The organism is Bradyrhizobium sp. Ses1 (genome assembly GCF_059512365.1).
On the sequence record NZ_JCAMOQ010000042.1, the window covers coordinates 55,743 to 79,531 of the forward strand.

Here is a 23,789-nt window from a genome sequence, read left to right on the forward strand (position 1 = left end):
GTGCCAAGCGGATGTGACGCGAGCGTGTCAGGATGAACCCGGCATCGCCCCTCACACGAGGAAAAACGCGTCAATACGTGAGCGAAGTCAGCCCCGCGGATGCGCGGAGCGATAGACCTCGAGCAGTCGTTCCGAATCGATGCCGGTATAGATTTGCGTGGTCGAGAGCGAAGCGTGGCCGAGCAATTCCTGGATCGCGCGCAAATCGCCGCCGCGGCTGAGCAGGTGGGTCGCGAACGAATGCCGCAGCGCGTGCGGGGTGGCGCTGTCGGGCAGGCCGAGCGCGCCGCGCAGCCGCTCCATGGCGAGCTGGATGATGCGCGGGCTCAACGGGCCGCCGCGGGCGCCGACGAACATCGGGCCGGTGGGCGGCAGCGGATGCGGGCAGGTCGCCGCGTAGTCGGCAATGAGCTGCAACACCTTTTGCAGCACCGGCACCATGCGGGTCTTGTTGCCTTTGCCGGTCACGACCAGTACGTCGCCTTCGCCGGGTTTCGGCACGTCGCGACGTTTCAAGCCGAGCGCCTCGGAGATGCGCAGGCCCGAGCCATAGAGCAGTGCCATCACCGCCGCATCACGTACCAGGATCCAGGTCTCGCGTTCCTCGCCGGCGCGCTCGTCGGCATCGGCGAAGCGTTTTGCCGCCGCCACGTGGATCGGCTTCGGCAGGCTCTTTGCAACCTTGGGCGCGCGGATCGCGGAGAGGGCGCCGACCTTGCCCTTGCCTTCGCGCTCGAGGAATCGGCCGAACGAGCGCAGGCCAGCCAGGGCCCGCATCAGCGAGCGTCCGGCGACATCGTCGGCGCGGCGCATCGCCATGAATGCCCTGATATCCGTGGCCTCGAGGGCCGCAAAACCTTGCAGCGTTACCCGCGTGCCCCAGTGCTGGGCAAGAAAGGCGAGGCATTGGCGGACGTCGCGGGCATAGGCCTCCAGCGTTTTCGGCGACAATCGCCGTTCGGCACGCAGATGCGATAGCCAGTGCGCCATCTCCTGCGTGACGGTTTCGTCGGCGCAGTCGAGTTCGATCACGGGAACGGCGGGAAGCGCTTTGGCCATGGACCTGTCTTATGGACCTGTCTTGACGGACCTGTCTTGGAGGCGATCTTGGAGGCGATCTTGGAGGCGATGGTTTAAGCCATTATATCGCATCGCTTTCGTTTACCGTTCGCTAACTTGCGCCAGCGGCTCTACCCTCACCTGCAATCGGAACTTACGATCTCCTGAATGGACACCGCGCGCAGCCACGCTTCCTCGCTCACGCCGACCTCCATGGTCGATGTACTGGTCCCGGTCGCGCTCGACCAGACCTATTCCTACCGCGTGCCGCGCGGCATGGATCTGAAGGCCGGCGATGTCGTCGCGGTACCGCTCGGTGCGCGCGAGGTGATGGCGGTGGTCTGGGCGGAAAACGCCAAGCCCGATCCGCGGCTGCACAACCGGCTGAAGGATGTCAGCGAGAAGCTCGACGTGCCGCCGCTGAAACCGGAGCTGCGCGCGCTCGTCGATTGGGTGGCCAATTACACGCTGTCCGCCCGCGGCATGGTGCTGCGGATGACGCTGCGGATGGGCGAAAATCTCGGCCCTGAGCGGATGCGCCTGGGCGTACGGCTGGTTGGCGAGCCGCCGCGACGAATGACGCCGGCGCGGCATCGGGTGATCGAATTGCTCTCCGACCGCCTCTTGCATGGCAAGTCGGAAGCGGCGAGGGAAGCCGGCGTGAGCAGTGGCGTGATCGACGGCCTCGTCGATGAGGGCACGCTGACGGTCGAGCCGATGCCGCCGCCACCAGCGCCGCCCATGCCCGATCCGGATTACGCCAAGCCCGAATTCTCGCACCAGCAACGCGCCGCCGCCGATGCGATGCGGACGCTGGCGGCGAGCGGCAGTTTTCATGTGGCCCTGCTCGATGGCGTCACAGGATCGGGCAAGACCGAGGTCTATTTCGAGGCGATCGCCGAAAATATCCGCCGTAACAGGCAGTCGTTGATCCTGATGCCGGAGATCGCGCTGACTGGCCAGTTCCTCGATCGCTTCGCGCAGCGCTTTGGCGTGCGTCCGCTGGAATGGCATTCCGAGCTCTCGCCGCGCACCCGCGCCCGCAATTGGGCGGCGATCTCGGGCGGCGAGGCGCCGGTGGTGGTCGGCGCGCGCTCGGCGTTGTTCCTGCCCTATGCCGATCTCGGGCTCATCATCGTCGATGAAGAGCACGACCAGGCCTATAAGCAGGACGATGGCGCGCATTACCATGCCCGCGACATGGCCGTGGTGCGCGCGCATATCGCCAAGATCCCGATCGTGCTCGCCTCCGCCACGCCATCAATCGAAAGCGAGGTCAATGCGCGCAAGGGGCGTTATCAGCGCATTGCGCTGCCTTCGCGCTTCGGCGGCCAGCACATGCCGCAGATCGAGGCCATCGATTTGCGGCGCGAGCCGCCCTCGCGTGGCCGCTTCATCTCGCCGCGGCTCGCCGAGCAGATCCGCTATGCGGTGGAACGGCGCGAGCAGGCGCTTTTGTTTCTCAATCGCCGCGGCTATGCGCCGCTGACGCTGTGCCGCGCCTGCGGACACCGCTTTGCCTGCACCATCTGCGATGCCTGGCTGGTCGATCACCGCTTCCGCCAGCGCCTGGTCTGCCACCATTGCGGTTTCTCGATGCCGCGCCCGAACATCTGCCCGCATTGCGCGGCGGAGGAATCGCTGGTGGCGGTCGGCCCGGGCGTGGAGCGGCTGCAGGAAGAGGCTGCGGCGCTGTTTCCCGGCGCGCGCACCATGGTGCTCTCCAGCGACCTCATCACCTCGATCGAGACGATGCGCAGCGAACTGAACGAGATCGCCGAAGGCCGGGTCGACATCATCATCGGCACGCAGCTTGTGGCGAAAGGCCACAACTTCCCGCGCCTCAATCTGGTCGGCGTGGTCGATGCCGATCTCGGCCTCGGCAATGGCGATCCGCGTGCGGCCGAGCGCACGTTCCAGCTCCTCAACCAGGTGATCGGGCGCGCCGGCCGCGAGCAGGGCCGCGGCGTCGGGTATCTGCAGACCCATCAGCCCGAGCATCCCGTGATCAAGGCGCTGGTCGCGAGCGACCGCGAGGCGTTCTACGCCAGCGAGATCGAATCGCGCGAGCGCACCGGCTATCCGCCGTTCGGGCGATTGGCGAGCCTGATCATCTCGGCGGGCGATCGGCCCACGGCGGAGGGCTTTGGGCGCAAGCTGGCCTCGGTCGCGCCGCTCGACGAGCGCATCCAGGTGCTCGGCCCGGCGGAGGCGCCGCTTGCGGTCATCAAGGGCCGCTACCGCTTCCGCCTGCTGGTGAAGTCGCTGCGTTCGGTCGATCTGTCGCAGTACTTGCGCGAATGGCTGGCGGCCGGGCCGAAGACCACGGGCAACCTCAAGCTCGAGGTCGACGTCGATCCGCAGAGCTTTTTGTAGCCCTCTCGCCGTCATTCCGGGGCGCGACGAAGTCGCGAGCTATGATGTGCAATTGCACATCAGAGAATCCATCGGACCGCGCGCGCAGGTGGCGCGATGGATTCCGGGCTCACGCTACGCGTGCCCCGGAATGACGGCGGCGAACTCATGAAAAAGCCTGCCGTCATTTCTGACGGCAGGCTCTCATCGGTGCGCGGAAAGTTCCGCGGCCGTACTCTACGCAACGCTTACCGAAACTGGTCGGAAACGGCGCCTGAAGGGCGCCTTTAGGAGACGACCTCGGCGGTGACACGGCCGACGCCGGCACCAGTCAGGCCGATGGCACGGGCGGCGCCCGTGGAGAGATCAAGCACGCGGCCACGGATGAACGGGCCGCGGTCGTTGATGGTGACGACCACGCTGCGGCCGCCATGGGTCACGCGCAGCTTGGTGCCGAACGGCAGGCTGCGGTGGGCCGCGGTCATAGCGTTCTGGTTGAAGCGCTGACCGGACGCGGTGCGGCTGCCGGACTCGTTGCCATAAAAGGACGCCATGCCCGAAAAGCTCCGCCCGCCGGTGCCGGGCGCAAACGCCGCATTGGCATCGCGCGACGCCGCGTCGGTTGCGGCACGGGCCTGGTGATGGTGATGGCGATGATGGTGGTGCCGGGATTTAGCCGACGCTTCGGTGATGCTTCCACCAACCAGGAAAGTTGCGGCGACGACAGCCAGCGCCGCGCGCGACGGCCGGGTTGCGTTGCCCCGAGCCGGCTTCTTGTATTTCAACATTCAAGACCCTCAAACAGTATTGCCACATACGTGGCAAATGGAACCCCCGTCCCTTCGTCGACCAAGGCCGTGTGATTTCGCAATGAGGCATGAATTGGGCAGTAAATTCGGAATGTATCAGACTGAAATATCTTGTTACTGCCGGAGTGCTGCCGGACAGCTTTCACTAGTCTTTCGCTTTAACTAATTTTTAACCCAGTGAATACTTACGATTACTGTTGATTTACGTTTAGGAAACATTTCCGCAAGTAATCACGGAATAGAGAGCGGCTGGCCATTTTGTTCCCGAGCCCGAACTCCGGGCAGGCATGCGATTGCCGATGGAACGATGGGTCGCCTCCCTGTCTCTCGATCGAAATTCCTGCACGCAGAATTTCGCCGGCAGGGTCCTCGCGGCGCTGTGCCGGAGCCGTGCGACAAGGCATCACCTAGATGTGACGTCGTGTTGCACCTGCGCGCCTGCCATGCTAGCAAAGCCGCGATTTTAACGATCCCGGCACTCCGCGTGTCGGTCGAAAATCGAAGTCCCGCTTGAATTCCAAGGGCTTGGATCGCTAGGCGCCGCTGCAGCGGCGACGGTTTTTCCCTTGCGAATTTGACAGCAAAAAAGAGCGCGTCTGTGGCTGCTGAAGATCCGTCCGTTTCGGGAGTTGCCGGTCGTTACGCAACGGCCCTGTTCGATCTGGCTCGCGACGAAAAGTCCGTCGATGCCGTGAAGTCCGATCTCGATAAATTCAATGCCCTTCTGAATGAGAGCGTCGATCTGAAGCGCCTCGTTCGCAGTCCGGTGTTCTCCGCCGAAGCGCAATTGAAGGCGCTCTCCGCGGTGCTCGACAAGGCCGGTATCTCCGGCATCACCGCCAAGTTCCTGAAAGTGCTCACCTCCAATCGCCGCTTGTTTGCGGTCGCGGACGTGATCCGCGCCTACAACGCGCTGGTGGCGAACTTCAAGGGCGAGGCGACCGCCGAAGTCACCGTCGCGGAAGCGCTCAATGACAAGAATCTCGACGCGCTGAAGGCCGCACTGAAGTCGGTGACGGGCAAGGACGTCGCGCTCAACGTGAAGATCGATCCCTCCATCATCGGCGGCCTTGTGGTCAAGGTCGGTAGCCGCATGGTGGATAGCTCGCTTCGCACCAAACTCAATTCGATCAAGCACGCGATGAAAGAGGCAGGCTGATGGACATCCGCGCCGCGGAAATTTCCGCGATCCTCAAGGACCAGATCAAGAATTTCGGCCAGGAGGCCGAGGTCACCGAAGTCGGCCAGGTGCTGTCGGTCGGTGACGGTATCGCCCGCGTCTACGGGCTGGACAATGTCCAGGCCGGTGAAATGGTCGAGTTCGAGAACGGCACCCGCGGCATGGCGCTCAACCTCGAAACCGATAACGTCGGCATCGTGATCTTCGGCGCCGACCGCGAGATCAAGGAAGGTCAGACCGTCAAGCGCACCCGCGCCATCGTCGACACGCCGGTCGGCAAGGGCCTGCTCGGCCGCGTCGTCGATGCGCTCGGTAATCCGATCGATGGCAAGGGTCCGATCCAGGCTGACAAGCGCATGCGCGTTGACGTCAAGGCGCCCGGCATCATTCCGCGTAAGTCGGTGAACGAGCCGATGGCGACCGGCCTCAAGGCGATCGATGCGCTGATCCCGATCGGCCGCGGCCAGCGCGAGTTGATCATCGGCGACCGTCAGACCGGCAAGACCGCGATCGCGCTCGACACCATTCTCAATCAGAAGCCGCTCAACGCGCAGCCGGACGAGAACATCAAGCTGTATTGCGTCTACGTCGCGATCGGCCAGAAGCGTTCCACCGTTGCCCAGTTCGTGAAGGTGCTGGAAGAGCAGGGCGCGCTGGAATATTCGATCGTCGTCGCGGCCACCGCGTCCGATCCAGCGCCGATGCAGTACATCGCGCCGTTCACCGCCTGCACGATGGGCGAATTTTTCCGTGACAACGGCATGCACGCCGTCATCATCTATGACGACCTGTCGAAGCAGGCCGTCGCCTATCGCCAGATGTCGCTGCTGCTGCGCCGCCCGCCGGGCCGCGAAGCCTATCCGGGCGACGTGTTCTATCTGCACTCCCGCCTGCTCGAGCGCGCCGCCAAGCTCAACAAGGAGCACGGTTTGGGCTCGCTGACCGCGCTGCCGGTGATCGAAACCCAGGCCAACGACGTGTCGGCCTACATCCCGACCAACGTGATCTCGATTACCGACGGCCAGATCTTCCTGGAAACCGACCTGTTCTTCCAGGGCATCCGTCCCGCGGTGAACGTCGGTCTGTCGGTGTCGCGCGTCGGATCGTCGGCGCAGACCAAGGCGATGAAGAAGGTCGCCGGCAAGATCAAGGGCGAGCTCGCGCAGTACCGTGAAATGGCGGCGTTCGCGCAGTTCGGCTCCGACCTCGACGCCTCGACCCAGCGCCTGCTCAACCGCGGCTCGCGCCTGACCGAGTTGTTGAAGCAGCCGCAGTTCTCGCCGTTGAAGATGGAAGAGCAGGTCTGCGTGATCTGGGCCGGCACCAACGGCTATCTCGATCCGCTGCCGCTCAATAAGGTGCGCGCCTTCGAGGACGGCCTGCTGTCGCTGCTGCGTGGCAAGAATGCCGACATCCTCGACGCGATCCGCGATAGCCGCGACCTCAACGACGACGTTGCCGCCAAGCTGAAGAACGTGGTCGAAGGTTTCGCCAAGACGTTTGCCTAAACGTCGTCGCGGCCGGACAAGGGTGCGGAGGCTGGTCTTCGCGCCTGCGGCTCCCGGCCGACGAGAAGCGGATGCCCGGCGCAGGCGCCGGGCAGAACAATGGGATAGGCTAGCGGTCGGATCGCCCGATCGGATCGCCGGGGTGGACGAAGAATGGCGTCACTGAAAGACATGCGGGTCCGCATCGCCTCGACCAAGGCGACGCAGAAGATCACCAAGGCCATGCAGATGGTGGCGGCGTCAAAGCTGCGCCGCGCGCAGACCGCGGCCGAGGCCGCCCGGCCCTATGCAGACAAGATGGGCGCCGTGATCGGCAATATCGCCAGCGCCGCCGCAGGCTCGCCCGGCGCGCCGGCGCTGCTCGCCGGGACGGGCAGGGACCAGGTGCATCTGCTCCTGGTCTGCACCGGCGAACGTGGCCTTTGCGGCGCGTTCAACTCCGCGATCGTGCGGCTCGCGCGCGAGCACGCGCTGTCGCTGCTCGGTCAGGGCAAGGAAGTCAAATTCTTCTGCGTCGGCCGCAAGGGCTATGAGCAGCTTCGCCGCCTGTTCGAACGGCAGATCGTCGAGCATGTCGACCTCCGCGCGGTGCGGCAGCTCGGCTTCGTCAATGCCGAGGACATCGCCAAGAAAGTTCTGGCGCGCTTCGATGCCAGCGAATTCGACGTCTGCACGCTGTTCTATTCGCAGTTCAAATCGGTGATCGCGCAAGTCCCGACCGCGCAGCAGGTCATTCCGCTGGTGGTGGAAACGCCGGCCGCAAACGGCGGCCCGGCGACCGCCTACGAGTACGAGCCGGAGGAGGACGAGATCCTCACCAGCCTGTTGCCGCGTAACCTCGCCGTGCAGGTATTCCGTGCACTCCTGGAAAACAACGCCTCGTTCTACGGCGCGCAGATGAGCGCGATGGACAACGCGACGCGCAACGCCGGTGAAATGATCCGCAAGCAGACGCTGGTCTACAACCGAACCCGTCAGGCGATGATCACCAAGGAACTGATCGAAATCATTTCCGGCGCCGAGGCGGTCTAACCAAGGGAGCGCGAAATGGCTTACGTCACATCGGCTACCACCAAGGGCGGACGCAACGGCCGCTCCGTGCTCGACAACGGCGGGCTGGCGCTCGCAATGGCGCTGCCGAAGGAATTGGGCGGCGCCGGCGATGGCCACAATCCCGAGCAGCTTTTTGCGCTGGGCTATTCGGCCTGCTTTGGCCAGGCCATCCTCGTGGTCGCCAAGAACCATGGCGTCGACGGCCAGGCGGCAAAGGTCACGGCCGACGTGACGCTCAATACCGATGGCGGCTTTTCGCTCGCCGTCGAACTCAAGGTTTCAATCCCAGGCGCTGATAAGGCCAAGGTCCAGGCGCTAGTCGAGGAAGCTCACACGGTGTGCCCGTATTCGAAGGCCACCAAAGGTAATATCCCGGTCAAGCTGACCGTGGTTTAAAGCATGATCCGGAAAAGTGGGGACCGGTTTTCCGAAGAGATCATGCGCAAAAAAGATGCGATCATGATCCGACCCGTCGGATCATGATCTGGAAATTCGGATCGAAGGAGACAGAGTAAATGGCTACAGCAGCCAACCAGATCGGTCGCGTCACCCAGGTTATGGGCGCCGTCGTCGACGTCCAGTTCGAGGGCCACCTGCCGGCGATTCTCAACTCGCTGGAAACCAAGAACGGCGGCAGCCGTCTCGTGCTCGAGGTGGCGCAGCATCTCGGCGAATCCACCGTGCGGACGATCGCGATGGATACGACCGAGGGTCTGGTGCGCGGCCAGGAAGTGACCGATACCGGCGAGCCGATCCGGGTGCCGGTCGGCGTCGGTACGCTCGGCCGCATCATCAACGTCATCGGCGAGCCGATCGACGAGGCCGGCCCGATCAAGGCCGAAGGCGTTCGCGCGATCCACCAGGAAGCGCCGACCTATACCGACCAGTCCACCGAGGCGGAAATCCTCGTCACCGGCATCAAGGTCGTGGATTTGCTCGCGCCTTACGCCAAGGGCGGCAAGATCGGCCTGTTCGGCGGCGCCGGCGTCGGCAAGACCGTGCTGATTCAGGAACTGATCAATAACGTTGCGAAAGCGCACGGCGGTTACTCGGTGTTCGCCGGCGTCGGCGAGCGTACCCGCGAAGGCAATGACCTCTATCACGAGTTCATCGAGTCCAAGGTCAACGCGGACCCGCGCAATCCCGATCCGAGCGTACAGTCGAAATGCGCGCTCGTGTTCGGCCAGATGAACGAACCGCCGGGTGCACGCGCGCGCGTCGGCCTCACCGGCCTCACGGTGGCCGAGCACTTCCGCGACCAGGGTCAGGACGTGCTGTTCTTCGTCGACAACATCTTCCGCTTCACGCAGGCCGGCTCCGAAGTGTCGGCGCTGCTCGGCCGCATCCCGTCGGCGGTGGGTTACCAGCCGACGCTTGCGACCGACATGGGCGCGCTGCAGGAGCGCATCACCACCACCCAGAAGGGCTCGATCACTTCGGTGCAGGCGATCTACGTGCCGGCCGACGACCTGACCGACCCGGCGCCGGCGACCTCCTTCGCCCACTTGGACGCCACCACCGTGCTGTCGCGTGCGATCTCGGAGAAGGGCATCTATCCGGCGGTGGACCCGCTCGACTCGACCTCCCGCATGCTGTCGCCGCTGGTCGTCGGCGAGGAGCATTACAACACCGCGCGCATGGTGCAGCAGGTGCTGCAGCGCTATAAGTCGCTGCAGGACATCATCGCCATCCTCGGCATGGACGAGCTTTCGGAAGAGGACAAGCTGACGGTGGCCCGCGCCCGCAAGATCGAGCGCTTCCTGTCGCAGCCCTTCCATGTCGCCGAAGTCTTCACCGGTTCGCCGGGCAAGTTCGTCGAGCTCGCCGACACCATCAAGGGCTTCCGCGGCTTGTGCGAAGGCAAGTACGACCACCTGCCGGAGGCTGCCTTCTACATGGTCGGCACCATCGAAGAGGCGGTCGAGAAGGGCAAGAAGCTGGCTGCCGAAGCAGCTTGAGCACACTCGTCATTGCCGGGCTTGGCCCGGCACTCCATCAAGGCAGAACTCTTTGATCGATGGACCCGCGGGTCACGCCCGCGGGTGACAGCGGAAAGAACGGAAAGACCATGGCCACCTTCCACTTCGACCTCGTCTCCCCCGAAGCGCTCGCTTTCTCCGGCGAGGTCGATCAGGTCGATGTTCCCGGCGTGGAAGGTGATTTCGGCGTGCTCGCCGGTCACGCACCGGTCGTGGCGGCGATCCGTCCGGGTATCCTGACCATCACGACCGGCGGGGCGCATCAGAAGATGGTGGTGCTCGGCGGTCTTGCCGAGGTCTCCGACAATCGCCTGACCGTGCTCGCTGATGTCGCGACCTCGATCCAGGAAGTCGATCGCGCCGAGTTCAGGGAAACCATCGCCGAGATGGAAGAGAACCTGAAAGAGAAGCACGGCTCGGAGCTCGACCGCGAGATCGAGCGGCTCGACCACTTCAAGAGCATCGAGAACATCCTTAACGCGACGGCTATGCACTAGGCCCCGGTGCACCGCGCCGGGGCCGAACAAAAACTTGAACGACCTTCGTCCGTCACATCGTGGCGGACGAGGGTTTTTCGATGCCGATTGCAAACATTGCGCGGGCTTAGAGCTTCGGTTCTGATTGGATCAGAACCGAAGCTCTAGATTCTTGTTTTGACGCGTTCTTCACGCGAATCGGTATCCACTTCGCTCGAAAACGCTCTAACGGCGCTGCGGCCTGGTTGAAACCGCAGCATTGGCGTCCACCATCGGCGCCACTGCGACCGTGACATTCTGGGTCCCGCCGCCGCGCTCGATTGTCAGCCTGACCTGCTCCCCGATGCGAGCGAGGCCGACACGGTTACGGAGCTGCGCAGCGCTGCGGATCGGACGATCGTCGGCTCGCAGCACGACATCGCCCTTGCGCAGACCGGCGGCCTCCGCAGGCGATCCCGGACTGATGTCGGCGATCCTGGCCCCCTCGCTGCGCCCGCCGTCCGTCGAGGGATGCATATCCTGCAGCGAGACACCGATCCGGCCGCGCACGACCTTGCCGTTCTCGACGATCTGGTCCATCACGCGGCGTGCCATGTTGATCGGGATCGCAAAGCCGATGCCGACATTGCCGCCGGCCGGCGAAATGATCGCCGAGTTGATGCCGATCAGTTCGCCCTTCAGATTGATCAGCGCGCCGCCGGAGTTGCCGGGGTTGATCGCGGCGTCGGTCTGGATGAAATCCTCATAGCCCTGTTTGCCCAGCCCGGTGCGGCCGAGCGCGCTTACAAGCCCCGATGTCACGGTCTGGCCGAGGCCGAAGGGGTTGCCGATGGCAATGACGAAATCGCCGACTTCAAGCGCATCGCTGTCGCCCAGTGCAATCGCCTTGAGTGCGGTCGGGGAGTGGATTTTCAGGACCGCGATATCGGTCGCGGGATCGCGCCCCATTACCTTGGCAGAGAACTGACGACCGTCCTTGGTCGTGATCTGGACCGCCGAGACCTGATCCACCACGTGATTGTTGGTCAGGATGTAGCCCCGCTCACCGTCGACGATGACGCCGGAGCCGGTTGCGCTGATCTCCTTCTCGAGTTGCTTCGGCACATCGAAGAATTCGCGGAACAGCGGATCGCGATAAAGCGGGTTGTCCTCGCGGATTTTGCCATGCACGGAGATATTGACGACCGCGGGAGTCACTTCGCGTACCAGGGGCGCCAGCGTCGGCACCGTGCCCCCGGTTTTCAGATTCGGAACCTGACCTGCCGCCGGCACGATCATGATGAGCGCGCCGAGCACGGCGCCGAATGCAGTCGATATTGCTCGCTTCACGTCCGCTCTCTCTATCGGTCCAGCTGGAATCCGGCGCGCAAGATGTCGCGAGAAAGCAAATCCCGCTGCCATGCGAACCATGGCATCGCCAGCAGCGCGGACGCCTGATTGACCCATGCCAAAGCCAAAATAGTTGGCGTCAACAAGGCGGGGCCTCATGGGAGAGATTGGTTCGCGAAGGCCGCGGCAGCGCAGCGCCGCCGCGTGGCGGCGGATCGTCGTCGTCATCTAGCTGCCGCGGCGCGGAAAGGATATCGGCCAGGCGAATGCTGTGGTCGATCCCCGGGATGTCGCGCAGGCTGGGGCTGGATTCCACCGCGAACATGTCGGATGCCCAGGACGATAGGATGACGCGCTTCTCGGATCGGGATAGCCGCGGGTCCGCAAGGACCTGGGCGGGTGAGTCGCAATGGGCGGCGGGGTGGAAGAGGGGGAGTGTGGCGGCGCTAACATTGGTCTCGCTCATCGAAGTGTCTCCTTTACGCTCCTTTCCAAGGACACCGTTTGAGTTGAAAGGCGGCGCCGGACGCGCCGCCTTTCATGTTATTGCTTGCCGATCGGGATGCGTTTGACGCTCTGGCGCGCTTCCTCCGATTTCGGCAGCGTGATCGTCAATACGCCGTCGCGGAAGGAAGCTTGCGCCTTGTCTTCGGCAACACCATCAAGGGCGATCCGCCGCTCGAACGCGCCGTAGTAGCGTTCGGAGAAGTACTTTCCGTTGTCCGTCCGCTCGGCTTTCTTCTCGCCCCGGAGCGTCAGCACGCCATTGGCGATCTCGACCTGAACGTCCTTCTCCGTCATGCCCGGAAGCTCTGCGGAGACGGTAAGCTCCTTGTCGGTTTCGCTGAGCTCGATCTTCGGCCAACCGAAGCGGCCTTCCAACAGCGGGCTGCTGATGGGACCGAAGGAGCCGAAACCGCGGAACACGTCGTCGAACAGCCGGTTCATCTCGCGGTGAAGCGTGATGAAAGGATCGAAATTCTCGCGCGTCGGCGCAAGCTCCTGGTTCTTCGACCAGGGAATGAGATCACGAAAAGCCATCTTATCCTCCTTGTCTCAGCTACGATCCCCCGCGCGGGCGGCTTGGCCCACGCGTGGCCTCGTCAAGCATCAGGCAAAGTCAGGCCGCCTGCTTCTGCTCGATTGCTTGGGAGCCCGTACCCGCGATCGGGATGCGTCGCGGCTTCATCGATTCCGGCACCTCGCGGACGAGATCGACGATCAAGAGGCCATCCTTGATGGAGGCCTGCCTAACCTGCACATGGTCAGCGAGGCTGAATACCCGCCGGAACGGTCGCGCGGCGATGCCCTGGTAGAGATAATCGCGCGCCGGTCCCTCAGGTTTCCTGCCTTCGATCGTGAGCATGTCCTGCTCGGCGGTGACGGTGATGTCATTCACGCCAAAGCCGGCAACTGCCAGCGAGATCCGATAGCTGTCCTCGCCGGACCGCTCGATATTGTAAGGGGGATAGTTGTCGTCGGCGGACTGCCGTAGGCTCGCATCGAGCAAATCCGCAAGATGGTCAAAGCCGACTGTGGAGCGCCACAGGGGCGAGAAGTCAAAGGTCCTCATAACCAAGTCCTCCTCAGAGCAAGATGGATACGAAGGAGCGTCGGACACTGTCCGCCGCCCAGTTCGCCGGACCCAAGCTGGCATCCGGCACCACCTTTCTTGGCGGCAAAATCGAATTAGAAAACCGGCGCGAACTTTCAAGAGGGGTGTCCGAAATTTTCCGGCCACTCAGGAAAGTTCGCCAATCGCGTAAGGCGACCGGCGGCATTATCCGCGGGCCGCCCTTGTTGTCGATCAGAAGTCCATCGGCGGCGGGGTGGGCGTCTGCTCGGACTTCTTCGGCTTGTCGGCGACCAATGCTTCCGTCGTGATCAGGAGCGAGGCAACGGATGCCGCGTCCTGCAATGCGGTGCGAACCACCTTCGCCGGATCGATCACGCCGGCGCGCACCAGGTCCTCGTACTCGCCGGTCGCGGCATTGAAGCCCCAATTGTAGTCGCCGCGCTCCAGGAGCTTGCCGACCACCAGTGAACCGTCCTCGCCGGCATTCTCGACGATCTGGCGCGCCGGTATCTGCAAGGCACGACGGACGATATCGACGCCCGCCTTCTGGTCGGCATTGGCGGTCTTGATCTTGTCCAGCGCCTTCAAGGCACGCAGCAGCGCCACGCCGCCGCCGGGAAGGATGCCTTCCTCGACGGCTGCGCGGGTGGCGTGCAGCGCGTCCTCGACCCGGTCCTTGCGCTCCTTCACCTCGATTTCGGTCGCGCCGCCGACCCGGATCACGGCGACGCCGCCGGCGAGCTTGGCGAGCCGCTCCTGAAGCTTCTCGCGATCATAGTCAGAAGTGGTTTCGTCGATCTGCGTCCTGATCTGGGCAGTGCGTGCCTCGATGTCCTTCTTGGCGCCGGCGCCATCGACGATGGTCGTGCTCTCCTTCTCGATCACGACCTTCTTGGCACGGCCGAGCATGTTCAGCGTGACATTCTCGAGCTTGATGCCGAGATCTTCGGAGATCGCGGTGCCGCCGGTGAGGATGGCGATATCCTCGAGCATCGCCTTGCGGCGATCGCCGAAACCCGGCGCCTTCACCGCGGCGACCTTCAGGCCGCCGCGCAGCTTGTTGACGACGAGCGTCGCCAGCGCCTCGCCCTCGATGTCCTCCGCGACGATGAGCAGCGGCTTGCCGGACTGCACCACCGCTTCCAGCAGCGGCAACATCGACTGCAGCGTGGTCAGCTTCTTCTCATTGGTCAGGACATAGGGCTCTTCGAGCTCGACCTTCATCTTCTCCGCATTGGTGACGAAATAGGGCGAGACATAGCCGCGGTCGAACTGCATGCCCTCGACCACTTCCAGCTCGGTGTTGAGACTCTTCGCCTCCTCGACCGTGATCACGCCTTCATTGCCGACCTTTTGCATGGCATCGGCAAGGAAGCGGCCGATCTCGGCATCTCCGTTGGCGGAGATGGTGCCGACCTGGGCGATCTCATCATTGGAGGTGATCTTCCTGGCATGGGTCTTGAGGTCAGCGACGATCGCTTCGACCGCGAGGTCGATGCCGCGCTTCAGGTCCATAGGATTCATGCCAGCGGCGACCGATTTGGCGCCCTCCCTGACGATTGCCTGTGCGAGCACAGTGGCGGTGGTTGTGCCGTCACCCGCGATGTCGCTGGTTTTGGACGCGACTTCCCGCACCATCTGTGCGCCCATGTTCTCGAACTTGTCCTCGAGCTCGATCTCCTTGGCGACGGTGACGCCATCCTTGGTGATGCGCGGTGCTCCAAAGGATTTTTCCAGCACGACGTTGCGGCCCTTCGGTCCGAGCGTCACCCTGACCGCATTCGCCAGCAGATCTACGCCACGCAACATGCGCTCGCGGGCTTCGGTTGAGAACTTCACGTCTTTCGCGGCCATGACGTTTTCTCCTCTCCCCTTGATGGATCAACTCCGTTCTGTCGTCCTTGTCTGAGCATCGTTATTTTCGGGAAAGCGGTATCCGCTTTTCCGGATCGTGCTCTAAGCGGCCTTCCGCGCGGCCTCGGCCGTCCGGCCTGGACCGAGAGGGTTGCTGTGCTCCATGATGTCACAGGACCACGAAGCCGGGAACCCGTTCCGGCGGCGGAGATCGGGTAGAGCCGAGCCGCCCGACCAGAGGAACGATGGTGAGGTGCAGGCGTTTATGTCACCGAAGGGCAGGCCTTCTGATGGATAGATCAGCCGCAGGTCGTGAGCTCGCGCAGGCAGCCCAGTTGCTGCGGCGCTCCGCTGTTCGCGAAGGCAGGCCGTTTCCCCTGGGCGCCACCTGGGACGGCCTGGGTGTCAACTTCGCGCTGTTTTCAGCGCATGCCACCAAGGTGGAGCTATGCCTGTTCGATGACGCCGGCCAAACCGAGGTCGAGCGGATCGAGCTTCCCGAATATACCGACGAAGTCTGGCACGGCTATCTGCCGACCGCGCGGCCAGGATTGGTCTATGGCTATCGCGTCCATGGTCCCTATGAACCCGACGCCGGCCATCGCTTCAATCCGAACAAGCTGGTGATTGACCCTTACGCCCGGCAATTGGTCGGGCAGTTGCAATGGGGTCCCGAACTGTTCGGCTACAAGATCGGCGATGCCGACAAGGACAAATCGTTTGATGACCGCGACAATATCCATCTGGTGCAGAAGTGCCGGGTGATAGATCCAGCTTTCACCTGGGGACGTGACCGCAAGCCCGCGACGCCGTGGGAGCGCACCATCATCTACGAGATGCATGTGAAGGGCTTCACCAAGCTGCATCCATTGGTGCCGGAAGCCGATCGCGGCACGTTCGCGGGCCTCGCCTGCCCGAACGTATCGGCGTATCTGCGCTCGCTCGGCGTCACCAGCGCGGAGCTGTTGCCGATTCATGCTTTCGTCGACGACAGCTATCTGGTCGACAGAGGCCTGCGCAATTATTGGGGCTACAACTCGCTCGCTTTCTTCGCTCCGGATCCGCGCTACCTGCGGACTGGCTTGGCGACCGAGTTCAAGGAGATGGTCAACCAATTCCATGCCCACGGCATCGAGGTGATCCTCGACGTGGTCTATAACCACACCGCCGAAGGCAACGAACTCGGACCGACGCTGTCCTTCAAGGGCATTGATAACGCGAACTACTATCGGCTGCTGCCCGATCAGAAGCGCTACTACATCAACGATACCGGCACCGGGAACACCGTCAATCTATCGCACCAGCGCGTGCTGCAGATGGTCGCCGACTCTCTTCGCTACTGGGTAACGGAGATGCGCGTCGACGGCTTTCGTTTCGATCTTGCCACCATTCTCGCGCGCGAACCCTACGGCTTCGATGAAGGCGGCAGCTTCCTCGATGCCTGTCGGCAGGACCCGGTGCTCTCCAGCGTCAAGCTGATCGCGGAGCCATGGGACATCGGCCCCGGCGGCTACCAGGTCGGCCAGTTCGCGCCGGGCTGGGCGGAATGGAACGACAAATTCCGCGATACGGCGCGACGCTTCTGGAAAGGGGATGCCGGGCAGGTCGCTGATTTCGTCAAGCGCACTACCGGGTCGGGAGACCTGTTCAACAAGCGCGGCCGCAAACCGTGGGCGAGCATAAACTTCGTCACCGCCCATGACGGCTTCACCCTCAACGATCTCGTCTCCTACAACGACAAGCACAACGAGGCCAATGGCGAGAAAAACCAGGACGGCCATTCCAACAATCACTCGTGGAATCACGGCGTCGAAGGTCCAACATCGGATGCGGAGATTGTCGCGTTACGCGAGCGGCAGAAGCGCAATTTCCTTGCCACGATGGTCCTGTCGCACGGCACGCCGATGCTGCTCGCCGGCGACGAATTCGGTCACAGCCAGAAGGGCAACAACAACGCCTATGCGCAGGACAACGAGACCACCTGGCTCGATTGGATGAAGATATCGCCTGAAGGACGCGCCTTGCGCGAATTCACGCGAAAGCTGATCGCGATGCGCAAGGCGTTTCCGATCCTTTATCGGAGCCGTTTCCTGATCGGCACCCACAATGAGGAGCTCGACGTCAAGGACGTGACCTGGCTTGCCCCATCCGGCGAAGAAATGACCGTCGAGCAGTGGCAGGATGGCAATGTACGCTGCTTCGGGATGCTGCTTGATGGTCGCGCCCAGGAAACCGGAATCAAACGTCGCGGATCGGACGCAACCCTGCTGTTGATCTACAACGCCCATTATGACGTCGTGAACTTTACGCTGCCGGAAGTTCCGGAAGGACAGCACTGGCAGGGGTTGATCGACACCAACCAGCCGGAGGGGCAACTGCCAAGCTTTCCGTTCGGCCACGTCTACGCCGTGACCGGACGCTCCATGCTGGCGTTCGGTCTCGCGAGCGAAGACAGCGCCGTGCGCCGCTTGCGGCATGGCATCGGCAGCATCCTTGATGTCGCCGAGTTCCCGCTATCCGAGTAATGCGTTCACCTAGCGCATGATCCGGAAAAGTGTGAAGCGGTTTTCCGAAAAGATCATGCTCAAACAATAACCTAAAGCGCGATAATGATTCATCCTCATCTCATCGCGCTTTAGACGAGGTGAGGTTCTGCAATCCGGTCTCAGCGCGCTTGCGCAAAGGCGGCAAAGCTGCGGGCGACATGCCGGTACACTTCGCGGCGGAACGGCACGACGAGATCCGGGACGCGGTCGAGCCGCTCCCAGCGCCAGGCGTCGAATTCGGCCGGTTGTCCGTTGCGCGGTGTCAGCGGGTCGATTTCCTCGTCGCGCCCGGTGAATCGCAGCGCGAACCATTTTTGCCGCTGTCCGTGGAATTTGCCGAGACGATGCGGCGGTCCATTGTAGGGCGGGAATTCATAAGTGACCCAATCGGTCTCGCCGAGATAGTCGGCGGAAACGGCGCCCGTCTCCTCCCAGAGTTCACGCATCACCGTCTGGCGCGGTTCCTCGCCAGCATCGATGCCGCCCTGCGGCATCTGCCATTCAAGCCCGGGAAGGATGATTTCCGGACCATCGTCCCTGAATCTGTGGCCGATCAGCACGTGGCCGGACGTGTTGAACAGCGCGATCCCGACATTGGGGCGGTATAGTTTTTCCTCGGACATTCCTATCGGCCCGCGAGCCTGGAAAACTCCTGCACGACGCGCTCATACACCGGCCGCTTGAACGGCACGATCAATTCGGGGAGATTCTTCATCGGCTCCCAGCGCCAGTTCGAGAACTCGGCCTTGTGGCCGCCGCCGGGATGTTCCACGTCGATCTCATTGTCCTTGCCGGTGAAGCGAACCGCGAACCATTTCTGGCGCTGGCCGCGGTAGCGGCCCTTCCAGGCGCGCCCTGCGACCGTGCGCGGAATATCGTAGATCAGCCAGTCCTCGACCTCGCCGAGTTTCTCGACCGATCGGACGCTGGTCTCCTCGTAGAGCTCGCGCTTGGCGGCTTCCCAGACGTCTTCACCGGGATCCACGCCGCCTTGCGGCATCTGCCAGATGTGGGTGTCGTCGACATGCTCGATGCCGCCGGCGCGGCGTCCGATAAAGACCAGCCCGTCTCGGTTGAGCAGCATCACGCCGACGCAGGTCCGGTAGGGCAGTTCCTCGTAACGCGTCATTCGATCAGGACTCCCAGAGCGTGATCCGGAACCAGTCGGAAATCGTTTCTCCCTCGCGACAAACGTAAAGCGTTTGCGTGGGAAGATCACGCTCCAACAAAAAGACGAGACCATGACCCGATTCACCTGGCGGATCATGATCTGGAAGACGGGCGGGTCCGGAAGTCCGAAGTCGCGCCATCAGGTTGAAGTTCTAGCCCGATTTTGATTTCAGCATCGCGGTTGTCAATGGCACAAGCAGGATACCGCGCGCCTCCAGCGTCTTGGTCCAGGCCGCGAGGCGCTCGATCGAAATCGGCAGCGCCGAGGCCACGCCGACCGCGACGCCGCGTTCCTTGGCGAGTGTCTCGAGCTTGACCAGCACGCGGTCGATCTCCACCGACGTCGGAACCGCATCGATGGTGAAATCGGCCTTGGCAAAGGGCAGCGCCTGGCCGGCGGCGAGCGAGGCCGCGACGCTGCGTGGCGTGGCGCCGTCGTCGAAATAGCTCAAGCCGCGCTTGGCTGCTTCACGCATGATCGGCTGCATCACCGGATCGGTCGCCGCGAAACGGGCGCCCATGAAATTGGCGATGCCGGCATAGCCCTGGATGCGGCTGAAGTGCCAATAAAGCCGGTCGAGATTCTGTTCCGCGTTCAGGGTCGTCAGCAGCGTTTGGGGGCCAGGGTCATTGTCCGGGTAGTCGAACGGCTCCATCGGGACCTGCAGCAGGATCTCGTGGCGCTGCGCACGCGCCCGTTCGGCAAGCTTGGTCGGGTCGGCGCCATAGGGCGTGAAGGCCAGCGTCACCGCCGGCGGCAGTTTCATGATGGCGTCGGTGGTTTTGGCGGCGCCGACGCCGAGCCCGCCGACCACGATCGCCACCACGGGTGTTTTTGCCGCCTTGGCGCGGTCGGCATCGGCCGCATAGACCGTAAACGGCCTCAAGCCGTCGGCGATCACAGGGATCATGCCATAGCGCGATTTTTCCAGGAGGCGCTGGTCTATGCCGGCCATCGGCCCTGGCGCGGCGTCGGACTCGGCCTTGTCGGCGGCATCGCCGCTGACGACGACGTCATGCCGCGCGCCGCTCGAGCCGTCGATGATGGTGACCGTCTTGCTCTCGCCGGCAGCCTGCCTGGGCGGCGATTTCGCCATGGGCTCGGCGGCAGGGCCGGCCGCTGCGGGTTTTTCCTCCGCCACCGGCGCCTTGCGCAAGGCGATATGGGCGATCGGCTCGCCGCCGAGCGGATCATCGTTGAACAAGGCGATGCCGGCGAAAGTGACCAGGATCAGGCCGAGCATCACCGCCAGCACCTGCGTGGCCGTGAACGGCACCTGGAACCGGCGTTTTTTGGCCACGGTTTCCTGTCCGAGCGGTGCGCTCAGTTCGTCGGCCGCCTCTGCCATGAACCCCCCGAATCAGCTCCGCCGACGATAGCACAGCCGCTTCTCGGAGGACGCCGGACACCCGTAGCTCGGGTGGAGCCAACGGGGCTACAGGACTCTCAAAATGAAAAGGGCGGCCGAAGGGGCCGCCCTTGGTCTGAGTTCGCGATGGCCGATCAGTTCGCGGCCTTGCTGCCTTGCTTGTTGTCGACCGCAGCCTTGTCACCGCCGGGCGGCGGCGCCGAGCTGGCGGTGGACTTGATGCCATGCAGGAGGTCGTCGGCCAGCTTGAGTGCCTTGTCGTCCTTGGCGTCCGGCGGCACGTAGGACTGCGAGCCGGTCTTCTCGTCGCCGTCGGATTTCAGATGGCCGCGCAGCGAGGCCTCACCCTTGGTGTCGGTGCGGGCCTTCAGTTCATCCGGCACATCCTGCAGCACCTCGATATCCGGCACGATGCCCTTGGCCTGGATCGACTTGCCTGACGGCGTGTAGTAGCGGGCGGTGGTCAGCCGCAACGCGCCATTGCCGCTGCCGAGCGGGATGATGGTCTGGACCGAACCCTTGCCGAAGGAGCGGGTGCCGACCAGCGTCGCCCGCTTGTGGTCCTGCAACGCGCCGGCGACGATTTCTGAGGCCGAGGCCGAGCCGCCGTTGATCAGCACGATGACCGGCTTGCCCTTGGTCAGGTCGCCCGCATGGGCGGCGCGGCGCTGGGTTTCCTCGGCATTGCGGCCGCGGGTCGAGACGATCTCGCCGCGCTCCAGGAAGGCGTCAGAGACCGTCACGGCTTCCTCCAGCAGACCGCCGGGATTGTTGCGGAGATCGATGATGTAGCCCTTCAACTTGTCGCCGATCTGGTTCGAGAGATTGGCGATCTCCTTCTTCAGGCCCTCGGTGGTCTGCTCGTTGAAGGTGGTGATGCGGATATAGGCGATGTCGTCGGCCTCGACGCGGGCGCGCACCGAGCGGACGCGGATGTTGTCACGCACCAGCGTGACCTCGATCGGATTGTCCTGGCCCTTCCGGACGATCTTCAGCCGGATCTTGGTGTTGACAGGCCCGCGCATCTTCTCGACGGCCTGGTTGAGGGTCAGACCCTGCACGGCTTCGTCGTCGAGGGTGGTGATGATGTCGTTGGCCATGATGCCGGCCTTCGACGCGGGGGTATCGTCGATCGGGGAGACGACCTTGATCAGCCCGTCTTCCATCGTGACCTCGATGCCGAGGCCGCCGAACTCGCCGCGCGTCTGCACCTGCATGTCGCGGAAGCTCTTGGCGTCCATGTAGCTCGAGTGCGGATCGAGCCCGGCCAGCATGCCGCTGATGGCGGATTCCACGAGCTTGCTGTCATCGGGCTTCTCGACATAGTCGCTGCGCACGCGCTCGAACACGTCGCCGAACAGATTGAGCTGGCGGTAGGTATCCGAGGTCGCGGCGCGCGCGCTTGATCCCATCAGCACGGCGCGCGGTTGGGTAACGAACAGCGTCAACGCTGCACCGCATGCGGCGCTGAGGAGAACTACAGAAGTCTTGCGCATCATCCGCGAACCTTTTCGCCTTCATTTGCGGCCCACCATGGGCCTGGATCGATTGGAGTGCCGTCCTTACGGAACTCGACGTAGAGCACGGGTTGGCTCGCGTTTGTAGCGAAAATAGAGGCAACCTGGGACGTAGACCCCATGGTCGCGACCGGCTCCCCCGTAAGTACAAACTGGCCGATGTTTACCGAAATACGCTCCATCCCGGCGATCAAAACATGATACCCGCCCCCGGCGTTGAGGATCAAGAGTTGACCGTAGCTTCGGAAGGGTCCGGCATAGACGACCCAGCCGTCACACGGGGTTGTGACCTGGGCACCGGGCAGCGCTGCCAAAGAAATGCCTTTTTGCACGCCGCCAGCACCGTCAGACCCGCCAAAATCACGAATCCTGGTACCGTTAACAGGGTAGGCGAACAGGCCCTTGGCCGAGGCAAAGGCGACCGCCGGCCTCAGCCGCGCCGAATCCTTCAAAGCGCCCAGATTTGGCTTGCCGTTCGGGGCGGCGGGCGTGCCCTGGAGGTTGGCGGTGGCGGCCGCTTTCGCGGCGCTCTTCAGATCCTGTTCCATCTTGGCGATCAGGCCCTGCAGGTCGTCGACCTGCTTGGACAGGGCGATGGCCCGCGCGCCTTCCGCTGCCATGTCCTTTTCGATTGCGCTCTGCTGGCGTTGTCGCTCCTCGACCAGCGCCGCGAGCCGGACCTGGTCTTCCCTGAGCTTGTCGCGGTCGCGCGCCATTGCATCGCGCTCGCTGGCGATGGTCTTGCGCAGCGCAACCAGCTCGCCGAGGTCGGCGGTCAGCTTTTCCGCGCGCCCCCGCAATTCAGGCACGACCGCACCGAGCAGCATCGCGGTCCGCAGCGACTGCAGTGCGTCTTCTGGCCGCACCAGGAGCGCCGGCGGCGTGCGCCGGCCGGCACGTTGCAGCGCCGCCAGCACCTCGATGATCTCGGCGCGGCGAGAATCGAGCGAGGCGCGGATCTCCTGCTCGCGGCCGTCGAGCGGGCGCAGCCGCGCCTCTGCATCGACGATCCGGCCTTCGACGCCGCGCACTTGGCCCGCAATGTCGATGATCTGCTGGTTGAGCTTGCTGCGGTCCTGACCGATCGCGGCAATGTCGGCCTTCAACTTCTCCTGCAGCTCGGTGGCTTTTCGTTGCTGTTCGCGGGCCGCCTCAAGCTCCTGCTCCCGCTGCTTGATGATATCGGGCGAAGGCGCCGTTGCCGCGGTCTGTTGCTGTTGCGGCGGTGTTTGCGCGATCGCGGTTGTGGCAAGGCTTCCGGACAACAAAAGGGTTGCCGACAGCAACACGACCGGAAGGGGAAGCCAGGATGCCGGATACCGGCCGCGGCGCGCGGCGTCAGGATAACGGTGAAGGTCGCGCAGCGACGGCATCGGATTGTTCAGCGCTTTCTCTTGACGGTTCACGCGCGATGATAGGGGTGGCCGGCCAAAATGGTCGCCGCCCGATAAATCTGTTCCAGAAGCATGACCCGGACCATCTGGTGCGGCCAAGTCGCCGCGCCGAATGCGACGCGCAGCTTGGCCTTGCGCTGCAAATCAGGCGAAAGTCCGTCGGCGCCGCCGATGACGAAAATAGTGTTGGCGACCGATTGCTCCCGCCAGCGCCCGAGATACCCGGCAAAAGCCGCGCTGTCGACGTTCTCGCCGCGCTCATCCAGCGCCACGAGCAGGTGTTTTTCCGGGATCAGCGCCGAGATCGCCGCGGCTTCCTCGGCCATCCTTGTTGCTGCGTCTCGCGCGCGGCTTTCCGAAATTTCATGAACGTCCAGGCCGCGGAAGCCGAGCTTGCGACCGATATCGTCGAAGCGCTCGCGATAGCGCTCCGCCAGTTCCCGCTCCGGGCCCTGCTTCAATCGGCCGATCGCGATGACAAGTAACCGCATTAACGCATGTTAGCATGCGCATCGGCCGATTTGCATCGGCTCAGAGATCTAGGGTCTGTACCTAATTAGCGCACTCTGATTCCCTTGGACCGAACTGATTCGGCACGGGGGACTTCGATGCGC

Annotated in this window: 21 protein-coding genes; 8 read left to right on the plus strand and 13 right to left on the minus strand. The window is 63.5% G+C overall.

Annotation, left to right across the window (positions count from 1 at the left end; translation table 11 throughout):
• Positions 1-87: 87 nt before the first annotated feature.
• Positions 88-1,059, minus strand: a complete 972-nt coding sequence (locus AC5ZG5_RS33700; protein WP_456645268.1) for a tyrosine recombinase XerC — start codon at positions 1,057-1,059, stop codon at positions 88-90.
• 168 nt (positions 1,060-1,227) lie between these two features.
• On the opposite strand from AC5ZG5_RS33700, the gene AC5ZG5_RS33705 reads away from it, so the two are divergent.
• Positions 1,228-3,435 (plus strand): primosomal protein N', encoded by a 2,208-nt coding sequence (locus tag AC5ZG5_RS33705; protein WP_456645267.1) that lies wholly within the window; start codon positions 1,228-1,230, stop codon positions 3,433-3,435.
• Between the two features lie 266 nt (positions 3,436-3,701).
• Here AC5ZG5_RS33705 and AC5ZG5_RS33710 read toward each other — a convergent pair whose 3' ends face one another.
• Positions 3,702-4,202 carry a septal ring lytic transglycosylase RlpA family protein gene (locus tag AC5ZG5_RS33710; protein ID WP_456645266.1) on the minus strand — a complete coding sequence of 167 codons (501 nt, stop codon included), beginning with the start codon at positions 4,200-4,202 and terminating at the stop codon, positions 3,702-3,704.
• A 619-nt stretch (positions 4,203-4,821) separates the two neighbouring features.
• Between AC5ZG5_RS33710 and AC5ZG5_RS33715 the strand changes: the two genes are divergently transcribed.
• From AC5ZG5_RS33715 to AC5ZG5_RS33740, 6 genes are all read left to right on the plus strand, one after another.
• A complete protein-coding gene (locus AC5ZG5_RS33715) occupies positions 4,822-5,382 on the plus strand; it encodes a F0F1 ATP synthase subunit delta (RefSeq protein WP_456645265.1) in 561 nt (186 codons plus the stop codon).
• Entirely contained in the window at positions 5,382-6,911 is a 1,530-nt protein-coding gene (gene atpA / locus AC5ZG5_RS33720; RefSeq protein ID WP_130225346.1) for a F0F1 ATP synthase subunit alpha, read from the plus strand. Before AC5ZG5_RS33715 ends, atpA begins: the two co-directional genes overlap by 1 nt.
• Before the next feature lie 153 nt (positions 6,912-7,064).
• Complete coding sequence (locus AC5ZG5_RS33725) at positions 7,065-7,943, plus strand: F0F1 ATP synthase subunit gamma (protein WP_456645264.1); 879 nt, start codon at positions 7,065-7,067, stop codon at positions 7,941-7,943.
• 15 nt (positions 7,944-7,958) lie between these two features.
• Positions 7,959-8,360 (plus strand): organic hydroperoxide resistance protein, encoded by a 402-nt coding sequence (locus AC5ZG5_RS33730; protein WP_028166253.1) that lies wholly within the window; start codon positions 7,959-7,961, stop codon positions 8,358-8,360.
• A gap of 119 nt (positions 8,361-8,479) precedes the next feature.
• The gene (gene atpD / locus AC5ZG5_RS33735; protein ID WP_028166254.1) at positions 8,480-9,922 is read left to right on the plus strand and encodes a F0F1 ATP synthase subunit beta; all 1,443 of its coding nucleotides are present in this window, start codon (positions 8,480-8,482) and stop codon (positions 9,920-9,922) included.
• A 110-nt stretch (positions 9,923-10,032) separates the two neighbouring features.
• Positions 10,033-10,440, plus strand: coding sequence for a F0F1 ATP synthase subunit epsilon (locus tag AC5ZG5_RS33740; protein WP_130225347.1), 408 nt, complete (start codon positions 10,033-10,035; stop codon positions 10,438-10,440).
• 204 nt (positions 10,441-10,644) lie between these two features.
• Here AC5ZG5_RS33740 and AC5ZG5_RS33745 read toward each other — a convergent pair whose 3' ends face one another.
• The 5 genes from AC5ZG5_RS33745 to groL all read right to left on the minus strand — a co-directional run bounded on the left by AC5ZG5_RS33745 (position 10,645) and on the right by groL (position 15,178).
• A complete protein-coding gene (locus AC5ZG5_RS33745) occupies positions 10,645-11,697 on the minus strand; it encodes a trypsin-like peptidase domain-containing protein (RefSeq protein ID WP_456645305.1) in 1,053 nt (350 codons plus the stop codon).
• Between the two features lie 190 nt (positions 11,698-11,887).
• Positions 11,888-12,214, minus strand: a complete 327-nt coding sequence (locus AC5ZG5_RS33750) for a hypothetical protein (RefSeq protein ID WP_456645263.1) — start codon at positions 12,212-12,214, stop codon at positions 11,888-11,890.
• A gap of 77 nt (positions 12,215-12,291) precedes the next feature.
• Positions 12,292-12,789: an Hsp20/alpha crystallin family protein gene (locus tag AC5ZG5_RS33755; RefSeq protein ID WP_456645262.1), complete on the minus strand. Its 498-nt coding sequence runs from the start codon at positions 12,787-12,789 to the stop codon at positions 12,292-12,294.
• A 79-nt stretch (positions 12,790-12,868) separates the two neighbouring features.
• On the minus strand, positions 12,869-13,321 hold the full coding sequence (locus AC5ZG5_RS33760; protein ID WP_130225350.1) for an Hsp20 family protein: 453 nt from the start codon (positions 13,319-13,321) through the stop codon (positions 12,869-12,871).
• 234 nt (positions 13,322-13,555) lie between these two features.
• A complete protein-coding gene (groL, locus tag AC5ZG5_RS33765; RefSeq protein WP_028166259.1) occupies positions 13,556-15,178 on the minus strand; it encodes a chaperonin GroEL in 1,623 nt (540 codons plus the stop codon).
• A gap of 290 nt (positions 15,179-15,468) precedes the next feature.
• On the opposite strand from groL, the gene glgX reads away from it, so the two are divergent.
• Positions 15,469-17,703 (plus strand): glycogen debranching protein GlgX, encoded by a 2,235-nt coding sequence (gene glgX, locus AC5ZG5_RS33770; RefSeq protein WP_456645261.1) that lies wholly within the window; start codon positions 15,469-15,471, stop codon positions 17,701-17,703.
• 140 nt (positions 17,704-17,843) lie between these two features.
• Here glgX and AC5ZG5_RS33775 read toward each other — a convergent pair whose 3' ends face one another.
• The 6 genes from AC5ZG5_RS33775 to rlmH all read right to left on the minus strand — a co-directional run bounded on the left by AC5ZG5_RS33775 (position 17,844) and on the right by rlmH (position 23,666).
• On the minus strand, positions 17,844-18,347 hold the full coding sequence (locus tag AC5ZG5_RS33775) for an RNA pyrophosphohydrolase (protein ID WP_130225352.1): 504 nt from the start codon (positions 18,345-18,347) through the stop codon (positions 17,844-17,846).
• A gap of 2 nt (positions 18,348-18,349) precedes the next feature.
• Positions 18,350-18,853: an RNA pyrophosphohydrolase gene (locus AC5ZG5_RS33780; protein WP_208827481.1), complete on the minus strand. Its 504-nt coding sequence runs from the start codon at positions 18,851-18,853 to the stop codon at positions 18,350-18,352.
• A 193-nt stretch (positions 18,854-19,046) separates the two neighbouring features.
• Complete coding sequence (locus AC5ZG5_RS33785; protein ID WP_456645260.1) at positions 19,047-20,243, minus strand: divergent polysaccharide deacetylase family protein; 1,197 nt, start codon at positions 20,241-20,243, stop codon at positions 19,047-19,049.
• 155 nt (positions 20,244-20,398) lie between these two features.
• Complete coding sequence (locus AC5ZG5_RS33790) at positions 20,399-21,763, minus strand: S41 family peptidase (RefSeq protein WP_456645259.1); 1,365 nt, start codon at positions 21,761-21,763, stop codon at positions 20,399-20,401.
• Positions 21,760-23,154, minus strand: a complete 1,395-nt coding sequence (locus AC5ZG5_RS33795) for a murein hydrolase activator EnvC family protein (protein ID WP_456645304.1) — start codon at positions 23,152-23,154, stop codon at positions 21,760-21,762. The genes AC5ZG5_RS33790 and AC5ZG5_RS33795 overlap by 4 nt, the downstream gene beginning before the upstream one ends.
• A gap of 29 nt (positions 23,155-23,183) precedes the next feature.
• Positions 23,184-23,666, minus strand: a complete 483-nt coding sequence (gene rlmH, locus AC5ZG5_RS33800) for a 23S rRNA (pseudouridine(1915)-N(3))-methyltransferase RlmH (protein ID WP_456645258.1) — start codon at positions 23,664-23,666, stop codon at positions 23,184-23,186.
• Between the last annotated feature and the right edge of the window lie 123 nt (positions 23,667-23,789).

Bases quoted from the DNA above. Each gene is read 5' to 3' on its own strand.
- AC5ZG5_RS33705 (WP_456645267.1), top strand. From the start codon at position 1,228: ATGGACACCGCGCGCAGCCACGCTTCCTCGCTCACGCCGACCTCCATG.
- AC5ZG5_RS33780 (WP_208827481.1), bottom strand. From the start codon at position 18,853: ATGACGCGTTACGAGGAACTGCCCTACCGGACCTGCGTCGGCGTGATG.
- AC5ZG5_RS33755 (WP_456645262.1), bottom strand. From the start codon at position 12,789: ATGGCTTTTCGTGATCTCATTCCCTGGTCGAAGAACCAGGAGCTTGCG.
- AC5ZG5_RS33730 (WP_028166253.1), top strand. From the start codon at position 7,959: ATGGCTTACGTCACATCGGCTACCACCAAGGGCGGACGCAACGGCCGC.
- AC5ZG5_RS33710 (WP_456645266.1), bottom strand. From the start codon at position 4,202: ATGTTGAAATACAAGAAGCCGGCTCGGGGCAACGCAACCCGGCCGTCG.
- AC5ZG5_RS33785 (WP_456645260.1), bottom strand. From the start codon at position 20,243: ATGGCAGAGGCGGCCGACGAACTGAGCGCACCGCTCGGACAGGAAACC.
- AC5ZG5_RS33745 (WP_456645305.1), bottom strand. From the start codon at position 11,697: ATGATCGTGCCGGCGGCAGGTCAGGTTCCGAATCTGAAAACCGGGGGC.
- AC5ZG5_RS33790 (WP_456645259.1), bottom strand. From the start codon at position 21,763: ATGATGCGCAAGACTTCTGTAGTTCTCCTCAGCGCCGCATGCGGTGCA.
- rlmH (WP_456645258.1), bottom strand. From the start codon at position 23,666: ATGCGGTTACTTGTCATCGCGATCGGCCGATTGAAGCAGGGCCCGGAG.
- AC5ZG5_RS33740 (WP_130225347.1), top strand. From the start codon at position 10,033: ATGGCCACCTTCCACTTCGACCTCGTCTCCCCCGAAGCGCTCGCTTTC.
- glgX (WP_456645261.1), top strand. From the start codon at position 15,469: ATGGATAGATCAGCCGCAGGTCGTGAGCTCGCGCAGGCAGCCCAGTTG.
- AC5ZG5_RS33760 (WP_130225350.1), bottom strand. From the start codon at position 13,321: ATGAGGACCTTTGACTTCTCGCCCCTGTGGCGCTCCACAGTCGGCTTT.
- AC5ZG5_RS33700 (WP_456645268.1), bottom strand. From the start codon at position 1,059: ATGGCCAAAGCGCTTCCCGCCGTTCCCGTGATCGAACTCGACTGCGCC.
- AC5ZG5_RS33795 (WP_456645304.1), bottom strand. From the start codon at position 23,154: ATGCCGTCGCTGCGCGACCTTCACCGTTATCCTGACGCCGCGCGCCGC.
- AC5ZG5_RS33750 (WP_456645263.1), bottom strand. From the start codon at position 12,214: ATGAGCGAGACCAATGTTAGCGCCGCCACACTCCCCCTCTTCCACCCC.
- groL (WP_028166259.1), bottom strand. From the start codon at position 15,178: ATGGCCGCGAAAGACGTGAAGTTCTCAACCGAAGCCCGCGAGCGCATG.
- atpD (WP_028166254.1), top strand. From the start codon at position 8,480: ATGGCTACAGCAGCCAACCAGATCGGTCGCGTCACCCAGGTTATGGGC.
- AC5ZG5_RS33775 (WP_130225352.1), bottom strand. From the start codon at position 18,347: ATGTCCGAGGAAAAACTATACCGCCCCAATGTCGGGATCGCGCTGTTC.
- AC5ZG5_RS33725 (WP_456645264.1), top strand. From the start codon at position 7,065: ATGGCGTCACTGAAAGACATGCGGGTCCGCATCGCCTCGACCAAGGCG.
- atpA (WP_130225346.1), top strand. From the start codon at position 5,382: ATGGACATCCGCGCCGCGGAAATTTCCGCGATCCTCAAGGACCAGATC.